Genomic DNA, 9,289 nt, shown 5'->3' with positions numbered 1-9,289 from the left:
ATGCTTGATTGATCGCTGGGTTTTGTATAACATCAACGGTGCCAGATGGCCAAATTATTTTTATTTCGTCAATTATTGTAGCTAAACCAAGGCCAAAATGGGCATTTAACGAACTCATATATCTAAATCCTTCACCACTTCTTACGTCTCTAATTTGTTTGCCCCAAGTGCCCATAATTTCAATTCGAGCTCCAATTCCATTGATGTTTGATACAACACCTTGTAAGCTTACTTTTAACCAATTATTTGCATTTGGATTTGCATAACGGATTGTAGTTCCATTTTGAATATCTAAAAAGCCATCATTGTTTAAATCTCCAATAGCTCCTATGCTTAATCCACTATATGATACGGGTGAAAAAGTTCCATCACCGCTGTTATTGAACATAATTTTATTTCCACCTCCTAATACGTCAACAAACCCATCATTGTCAAAATCATAAGCAACATTATCAATATTTGTACTGGAATTAATATCCCATCCCGAGCCAGATGTTATTTCTGTATAAGCTTCTTCAACTGAATTTGTTGTGTCTAAATTATTTTTAAAATAATGATGCATGCCAGAGCTTGCTGTAATGATAATATCCATATCTCCATCGTTATCAAAATCAGCAATTGCAGAAGACCAAGTTTGGATAGGAGTTATGTTAATTTGAGCTAAAGCAGAAATATTAGTGTACACTCCGTTTCCATCATTTCGATGCAATTCACAAGGAGGACCCGAACATTTTGAAATAAAAACATCAGTATCTCCATCGTTATCAAAATCTGTGAATAGAGTAGAGTAGTTTCCACCACCGCTTCCAATATTCATCGCGCCAGGTGTAATACTGCTTTGATAATAAGTTAAATTGTTAGAAGCGTCATTTAAATAATAAACATTTGGTGCTATATCATGACAAGAAAATACATCTAGATTTCCGTCATTATTTAAGTCTGCAAAATTTGTTCTTTGGCAAAACACATATTCTGAAGGTGAAAAATTTGAATAAGCAGTTCCTGTATTGTTTGAAGTCCATACGCTTAAGCCATTTCCAGCACCCAATACCAGATCAGTAAAACCATCTCTATTGTAGTCTCCAGCAGCCATACTCCAAGAAGGCATTTTACTAGTGCCTGCTATAGTTATATCTGAAACAGAAAATACTCCTGGGTTAGTTTGATGGTGAATGCGAATGTTGTTAGCACTTATTCCCACAAGATCATCAATGTGATCTCCATCCATATCCACAATGCAAATATTATATGAACTGTTAATTGTAGAAATTGTTTGATTTGTATATGTAATAGGTAATACAGGAGGAATAACTACAGTATTTTCAATTATCTCAAAAGTAAACCCGTTACTGCTCCAGCGATTATCCCAGGCAATATAATAAGTAGTTCCGCCAGTTACATTAAATATGTCTATAGAAGAATAATTGGTGCCGCTATCATCATCACCTGCAAAACAAACTAAATTAGAGCAATCACCTGTATAAACATGAAAACGAGTATCAACTAAAGGGCTATTTGCAGCAATATTTGTGGTAATTGTTACAGTATAGTCTTGTGAGGGTGTATAGGTATACCATTCCCCAAGTGGATTATTTGTTATGTTTCCTCCGGTAGTACAAATAAGTGTTGGTGCTGTGCCATCTATCACGGCTACATTAAATAAACCTGCAGCAGTTATAGGAAGTGCTGATTCACACCAGTCTTGAGCAATGCTATTTAAACTTGTAAACAGAACTAGCAAAGTTAAAATGTTATTCTTCATATTATTTTAAGTTTTTTATTGACAGGGTTGAAGTGTGTTAATCCATTCTTCTATTATTTGTAGTCCTTCCTCATGAATTAAAGTTCTTCCATGCAGTGGCATTCTATAGCTTTCGTCTGTAGTATTTAATCGATAATACAACATAGATTTATTAATGTTACCTGGAGCAACAATTTTTCCTAATGAATTTGGAAAATCTTGCATATCTTGAGTATCAACACAAACACCCATATTGGTATTGTTGTTGTATGTTTCATTAAATGGAAATCGCATAGGTCTGTAGGAACAATGTCCCTCATCATTATGACAATGCGCACAATTAACATCAAAGTAAGAACGTGCTCTTAAATCAATTGGTTTAGAGGTGTCATTATAATTAATAGTTGTGTTTTGAGCAGAAGGTAAACTGAAATTGTTTTCTAAATATTCTTTTTCAATCCATTTCTCTAATTGGTTTTTATTCCCATCACTATATTCATAATTAAAATTTAGATTTTGGGGCTTAATACCTATAGGAATATTTGTAGTGATTAATATATTGTTTTCATATTTTTCTGATTTATGACATGTAATACACTGAACCTCATTTGGAATTCGATACTCTGCTGTTTTTAGCACATTATTTTCATCTAACCAACTGATGGTTTTGTAACTTCCTAGTAAGTCAAAATAAGCTTCTGTTTGTTCTTCATTCCATACATAATTGGCAAAAATCCACCCTTCATTTTTTCGAATCATTATTCGAGTTTCAACTAACACTGTTGATCCAATGGGAGTACTGTTTTGAACGTTTTCGTAATAAAAAGATTTGATAATTGCAGATCCAATAGGTAATTCTAGCACATTGCCATCACCATTATAAGTTGCTTTTGATTCTTTAGGCATCCATATAAAACGTTTTTTGTGTGCAAAGTCAGAAAACAAAGAACTTGCCGGTTCATAAGGAAGAACATCTAATGAAGGATTTAGATACTTTAGTTCACCCTCAAAAAAATTATAATCGGAAAGCTTAGGATAGGGTACTTGAGATAAATCTACTACAACGGGAGAAGTTGGAATTGGAATATAAACTTCTTCGTTTGAAGAACACGAAATAAAATAGGCAATTAGCAATATCAGAGCAAAGAGGAAACTGTATTTGTTTTTCATAGGGGAAAAAATCACAATTGTATAACAAATGTAATTTTTTTTTACATTAAAAGTATAAAATTTATATTTAATTCATTTTTATTCTTTTTTTTATATGTATTTAACATTATAATTTGATAAAGCTGCAATTGATTTTTCTGAGGTATAATCAAATTTATCTTCCAAAATTTTATTTTGTTTTTTTTGATTAATTTTTATAACGCAATCATAAAAACGACGAACTTCTTCTAAGCTGGAAATAATTAATGTTGGAACTTTTGCATTGTTTCCTTTTTCATCTTTGGCTACCATTGTAAAGTAACTCGAATTGCAATGTTTGATTTTTCCTGTTTGTATGTTTTCAGAAACTACACGTATACCAATAACCATCGAGCTGTTGCCAACATAGTTTACGGAAGCTTTTAAGGTAACTAATTCTCCGATTTCAACAGAATTTAAAAAATCAACCGTATCTACTGAAGCTGTTACGCAATATAAACCTGAATATTTTGAAGCACTAGCAAATGCAATTTGATCCATTAACTTCAACAAGTAGCCTCCATGAATTTTTCCGCTGAAATTAGAGTGGGACGGAAGCATTAATTCGGTAAACGTAATTTTTGACTTGCTGACAGTATTGGTTCTTTCGTTCATAATTAGTTGCTAAAATGAGGAGATTTTTCTGCATTAACAGTAGTAACAAAATATTGGGTGTCTCCCCACCAAAAAAATGTTTTATACCGCTCTATATAGCCAATTTTAACATATCTCCCTTGCAGTTCTTTTAACTTTTTTATAGCATCAGGATTGTTGTCCATTATTGAAAAAGAAAATATTTGTGCACCAGAAATTCCTTGGCTAATTTCGCCTTCCCATGTTTTTATAAGATATCCTTTGTGGCTAATTTTTATCAATTCACCTGACCTAACACCTTCGCTATAAGGTATATAAAATACAAAGGCAAAGTAACTTGATACTGAAAAAATAATTAATAAGATGAAATAAATTAGTATTTTTTTTAATTTTCTCATGATTTTATTCGTTTATGTTTTCTTCTAAATCGTTTGCTCTTTTAATTACGGTCTCGGGTAAAGATTTTTTTGCTTTTGCCCCCATTTTTTTTAATTTTTCTACACTTGTAACTAAATTTCCTTTTCCTTCAACTAATTTATTCATAGCACTTCCATACTCCACTTTTGCTTCATCCATTTTTTTACCGATTTTAATTAAATCGGTAACAAATCCTTCAAATTTATCATACAAAGCACCTGCTTGCCGTGCAATTTCAATAGCATTTTCTTGCTGTTTTTGATTTGTCCACATGCTGTCAATAGTTCGTAATGTTGCTAGTAAAGTAGTGGGTGTAACAATTACAATGTTTTTTTCAAATGCTTTGTTATATAATGTGTTGTCAACATTTAAGGCTAATGCAAAAGCAGGTTCAATTGGAATAAAAAGTAAAACAAAATCTGGACTTTCCATTTCATAAATATCATGATAATTTTTGGCACTTAATTGTTCCACATGTCTTTTTAATGAAGAAACGTGTTCTTTTAAATGGGTATCTTTCAAATCATCATCTTCTCCATTTACATAGCGTTCATATGCTGTTAATGAAACTTTAGAGTCAACAACCATTTTTTTGCCATCGGGTAAATTAATGATTACATCAGGAAGTACTCGAGAACCATTTTCGCTTGTAAAACTTTGTTGAACTTCATATTCTCTTCCTTTTTCTAAACCCGATTTTTCAAGTACTCGTTCCAATACTAATTCACCCCAGTTTCCTTGTAATTTACTATCGCCTTTTAAGGCTTTGGTTAGGTTAACTGTTTCCTTACTCATTTGTGCGTTCATTTCTCGTAGACCAAGTATTTGCTGACGTAATGCAGCATGATAATCAATGCTTTCTTTGTGTGTGTCTTCTACTTTTTTTTCAAAATGAAGTATTTTTTCTTGCAAAGGAGAAAGAATATTTTTCATATTCTCTTTATTTTGTTCCGTAAATTTGGTCGATTTTTCATCCAAAATTTTATTGGCTAAATTCTCAAATTCTTTGGTAAATTTTTCTTGTAATTTTTCTACTTCTTGCTTTTGCTCTTTATTTCGCTCCCAAAGATTTTCAAAATCAACTTCTTTTTTTGATAATTGAATGGCTAACACTTCTTTTTCTGTGCGAATGGATTCTTTTTCGCTATTGAATTGAAGCATTTTTTTTTCAAATTGTACTTTTTCAAAAGTAAATTGGTTTTTAAGCTCTTCCATTTGATTTATTAATCCATTTACTTTTTCTTCTAAACCTGATTTTTCTGATTGTGATTGAGCTTTAGAAAGTAGTTTTCCAATAAAAAAACCAATAGTCAATGCTATGATAAAAGTAATTAGAATGATAAATGATGAATCCATAAATGTATTTTGTTGTAAAGTTAAAAAAATATTCAAATTAAAGATTGATTTCTGAACTTTATATATTGTATAAATACTGTATTTTTGTTTAAATTTATTTCATGTCTCATCATCATTTTTTAATACATAAACCCCATAGTTATCTAAGTCAGTTTGTCTATGAACAGAAACGAAAAAAACGTTTGTTGGGAGCCTTATTCGATTTTCCAGTTGGCACAATGGCAATTGGTAGGTTAGATGAAGATTCTGAAGGGTTACTTTTTTTAACAACTGACGGAAAAGTAAGCGCACAAGTAAGAAGTAAGCTGGTTGAAAAAGAATATTATGCTCAGGTAGATGGAATTATAACTCAACAAGCTGTAAGTCAAATGACTAATGGTGTTGAGATAGGATTTAATGGAACGAAGTATATGACTAAAAATTGTAAGGCTAGCTTAATTCAACAATTACCATGCTTTATAGGTGACGGCAGAAGAATTAGAGATGAAAGGCATGGGCCTACGAGTTGGGTTTCTATAACTTTAACGGAAGGGAAGTTTCGTCAGGTTAGAAAAATGACTGCTGCAGTTGGTTTTCCAACATTAAGATTGATTCGAATTCGAATAGGAAACACTTCTCTAGAAGGATTAAATGTTGGGTCTGTGAAAGAAGTGAATCAGTTTGATATTTAGATAACTCAAAACAATAAACATAAAAATGCTAAACATTGTATTAATTGAACCCGAAATACCAAATAATACGGGAAACATAGGTCGATTATGTGTTGGAACAGAAAGCCGCTTACATTTAATTCGCCCTTTTGGTTTTGAAATTAACGATAAAAATTTAAAACGTTCAGGATTGGATTATTGGGTTCATTTAGACTGGAAAGAATATCAATCTGTTAATCAATGGAAGGATCAAATTACTGATTTATCTCGTGTTTTTTTAATGAGTTCTCATGCTTCAAAATCTTATTTAGAGCAAGAATTTCAGGATGGCGATTGGTTGGTTTTTGGTAAAGAAAGTATAGGTTTAAGCACAGAAGTTTTAAATGAATTTTCAAATCATTTGACAATTCCTATATCAAAACATGTGCGAAGTTATAATTTAGCCAATTCAGTTTCTTTTTTAATAGGCGAAGCTAAAAGACAAATTTTATTCAAAAAATAAGATTAAGTAAAAAAATAAAACAAAAGAAGTATTTAAATTTTCTCAAAAAGTTCCTTAAAAAAGATTTTCATAGCTTCCCAGCTTCTTTTGTCTGCTTTTTCGTTATAAGCGGCTCCTTTACTATTGTCAGTTCCTGCGTTTTTATGTGTAAAAGCGTGAACAGCATTTGCATACATGTTTAACTGCCAGTCTGCTTTTGCAGTTCGCATTTCGTCTTCAAAAGCAGTTACTTCTTTTGCAACAACATAAGGGTCATCGGCTCCATGTAAAACTAAAACCTTTGTATTTATCTGTTTGGTTTCTCTTTTTAAATCTTTCCCTAATCCACCATGAAACGAAACAATTCCTTTAACTTTCAAATCTCCTCTTGCAGCTTCGATCGCTCCTGTTCCTCCAAAACAATATCCTATAACCGCAATTTCATCTGCATTTGCTCCTGCTTTTACAAGTTCATCAACAGCCAATTGAATTCGGTGCTGGTATACGTCAAAAGCATTTTTAAAATAGCCGGATAGTTTTCCAGCTTCATCCGTGTTAGTGGGTTTGTTTCCTTGCCCATATACATCAGCAACAAATGCAAAATATCCTAATTTGGCCAATTTTTCAGCACTTTCTTTTTCATGATCGCTTATTCCCATCCAGGCATGAAGAACAATTACACCCGCTTTTGTAGCATTTGCAATTTTTGGAGTGGCTAAAAAGCCTTCTAGTTTTTGATTTTCGTCTGAATATGAAACAGTTTTTAATTGTGCTTGAGTGTAAGTTGTTGAAAATAAAACAAATAAGGCAAATGCATTTTTCAGTGTCATGTTTTTATTATTTTTTACTAAATTACAAATTCTTTTTTTATATGAAAGCAAAAGAGCTAAAGGTTATTTGATTTTAAATTTGCCAACGGTTGCATCAAATTCAATGTTCTCATTTTTAAAAATAGAATTAAATATACCTGATGATATTAAAGCACAAGGTTCATCTTGAATAACTTCAATTTCAGACAAAACAATCATTTCATCACACAATTGAATGGCCAAATCCACATCATGAGTAGAATATAAAATGGTTTTTCCTGTTTCTTTTGTAAGTTTTTGTAATAATTTTAATAGTGTAACCTTGTGAACTAAATCTAAATGTGTGGTTGGTTCATCTAAAATTATTAAATCTGTATCTTGGGCTAAAGCTCTAGCAATTAAGGTTTTTTGTAATTGCCCATCACTAATTTCAAAATGTTTTTTATGTAGGTATGTGCTTATCTCGGTTAATGCAATAGCATTGTCAATTTTTGTTTTGTCAACAGTAGAAAGTGATCCTAACCAATTGGTATAAGGTTGTCTACCCAAAGCTACAATTTCATAAACAGTTAAATTACTGGGTGGTAAATGTTCGGTTAGTACTAGGCTTAATTTTTTGGCTAAGTCTAAATTAGTATACGTTTTTATGGATTTGTTGTGGATAAAAACATCTCCTTTTAAGGGTTTTATTATTCCGGTTAAGGTTTTTAATAAGGTAGATTTTCCGATACCGTTTGAGCCAATTAAACCAATTAATTTGCCGAATGAAAGATTGATGTTTATGTTTTCGGCAATAACGGTGTTGATGGATTTGTTTCTATATCCAATGGAAAGGTTAGTAGTATGTAGTATTTTATTTTTCATAAATTAAGTACCAAATTTTTTGTACCAGCGTATTCTTAAAGTTTTACAAAAACAGTATTTATATAAATTTCAAAGCTCTTTTCTTTCGTTGTTTTAAGAATAAATTAGCTAAACCTTTTTTTACGTATCAAAAGCCAAATCACAATAGGTGCTCCTATCATTGAAGTTATAGCGTTTATAGGAAGAGTTAAATCGCTCCCTGGTAGCTGAGCAATAATATCACAAAACAATAAAATTATAGCTCCTATGAGTATAGTACTCCAAAAAAGTATAAAATGATTACTGGTTTGAAAAATTAACTTTGATATATGGGGAACAGCTAATCCAATAAAAGCTATGGGTCCAACAAAAGCTGTAATGCTACCTGCTAAAATGCTCGTTGCTACAATAATTATGATTCGAGTTTTTTTAAAATTTATGCCTAAACTAGTGGCATAACGTTCTCCTAAGAGTAATGCGTTTAATGGTTTTATGACTAAAAAGCTTAAGCTTAGCCCAATTAGGGTTAATAAAGCAAGTAAAGTTACTTCGTTCCAACTCAAATTAGCTAAACTCCCTAGTGACCAAAAGGTAAATTTTTGTAACTCTTCTGCAGTTGAAAAATAGGTTAATACCGAAACTATAGCGGCTGTTAAGCTTCCAAACATTAACCCTACAATTAAAATAGACATGGTGTCTTTTAATTTTTGAGAAACAAATAACACTAAAATCAAAACCAATGCGCTTCCAATGCCAGAAGCAAAAACGACTCCATAAGACGAAAGAACTAAATTTGAAATAAACGAGGGCAAAATACCAGACCCTAGTATCAAAAATGCAACGCCTAAACTGGCTCCAGAGCTTAACCCTAAAACATAAGGACCTGCCAATGGATTTCTAAATAAAGTTTGCATTAATAAGCCACTCATAGATAAAGCCATTCCTACAAATATTGCCGTAATAGCTTTGGGAAGTCTAAAATTATATAAAATAATTTCCCAACTTTCCTTATTCATCTTTTGATTAAAAAGGCCTTTTAGTATTTCTTTATTTGGAATTGTAATAGAACCTAAGCTTATATTAATAAAAAACAATAGTATCAATAAAGCTAAAAGTAGACTAAATAAATAAGTTTGTTTTTTTGAATTTATCATTAGGTAAAAAAAATAGTTTTAATATTTATATTCAAAGATAATACAAAGAATTTTAA

The 9,289-nt window shown here is 31.4% G+C and carries 10 protein-coding genes; 2 read left to right on the top strand and 8 right to left on the bottom strand.

From position 1 onward, the window contains the following. From AABM47_RS05910 to rmuC, 5 genes are all read right to left on the bottom strand, one after another. The coding region (locus AABM47_RS05910) for a CRTAC1 family protein (protein ID WP_338410001.1) at positions 1-1,762 on the bottom strand (1,762 nt) is incomplete at its 3' end. A 15-nt stretch (positions 1,763-1,777) separates the two neighbouring features. Continuing rightward, a complete protein-coding gene (locus AABM47_RS05905; RefSeq protein WP_338410000.1) occupies positions 1,778-2,911 on the bottom strand; it encodes a hypothetical protein in 1,134 nt (377 codons plus the stop codon). 90 nt (positions 2,912-3,001) lie between these two features. After that, entirely contained in the window at positions 3,002-3,544 is a 543-nt protein-coding gene (locus AABM47_RS05900; RefSeq protein ID WP_338409999.1) for an acyl-CoA thioesterase, read from the bottom strand. 2 nt (positions 3,545-3,546) lie between these two features. Further along, positions 3,547-3,921 carry a 6-phosphogluconate dehydrogenase gene (locus AABM47_RS05895; protein ID WP_338409998.1) on the bottom strand — a complete coding sequence of 125 codons (375 nt, stop codon included), beginning with the start codon at positions 3,919-3,921 and terminating at the stop codon, positions 3,547-3,549. Between the two features lie 4 nt (positions 3,922-3,925). Continuing rightward, positions 3,926-5,296 (bottom strand): DNA recombination protein RmuC, encoded by a 1,371-nt coding sequence (rmuC, locus tag AABM47_RS05890; protein WP_338409997.1) that lies wholly within the window; start codon positions 5,294-5,296, stop codon positions 3,926-3,928. 101 nt (positions 5,297-5,397) lie between these two features. Here rmuC and AABM47_RS05885 point away from each other — a divergent pair, with 101 nt between their 5' ends. Both AABM47_RS05885 and AABM47_RS05880 read left to right on the top strand, forming a co-directional pair. After that, entirely contained in the window at positions 5,398-5,967 is a 570-nt protein-coding gene (locus tag AABM47_RS05885) for a pseudouridine synthase (protein ID WP_338409996.1), read from the top strand. A gap of 25 nt (positions 5,968-5,992) precedes the next feature. Continuing rightward, entirely contained in the window at positions 5,993-6,448 is a 456-nt protein-coding gene (locus tag AABM47_RS05880) for a tRNA (cytidine(34)-2'-O)-methyltransferase (protein ID WP_338409995.1), read from the top strand. A 32-nt stretch (positions 6,449-6,480) separates the two neighbouring features. On the opposite strand, the gene AABM47_RS05875 is transcribed toward AABM47_RS05880, so the two are convergent. The 3 genes from AABM47_RS05875 to AABM47_RS05865 form a co-directional block, all read right to left on the bottom strand. Continuing rightward, the gene (locus tag AABM47_RS05875; RefSeq protein WP_338409994.1) at positions 6,481-7,257 is read right to left on the bottom strand and encodes a dienelactone hydrolase family protein; all 777 of its coding nucleotides are present in this window, start codon (positions 7,255-7,257) and stop codon (positions 6,481-6,483) included. A 63-nt stretch (positions 7,258-7,320) separates the two neighbouring features. Next, positions 7,321-8,100 carry an ABC transporter ATP-binding protein gene (locus tag AABM47_RS05870; RefSeq protein ID WP_338409993.1) on the bottom strand — a complete coding sequence of 260 codons (780 nt, stop codon included), beginning with the start codon at positions 8,098-8,100 and terminating at the stop codon, positions 7,321-7,323. 104 nt (positions 8,101-8,204) lie between these two features. Then, positions 8,205-9,233: an iron ABC transporter permease gene (locus AABM47_RS05865; RefSeq protein ID WP_338409992.1), complete on the bottom strand. Its 1,029-nt coding sequence runs from the start codon at positions 9,231-9,233 to the stop codon at positions 8,205-8,207. Positions 9,234-9,289 lie beyond the last annotated feature (56 nt).

The sequence above is a fragment of the uncultured Flavobacterium sp. genome (genome assembly GCF_963925415.1).
Taxonomy (GTDB): Bacteria; Bacteroidota; Bacteroidia; order Flavobacteriales; family Flavobacteriaceae; genus Flavobacterium.
Note: the sequence above shows the minus strand (reverse complement) of the source record. Positions and strands in the feature narration are given on the sequence as shown.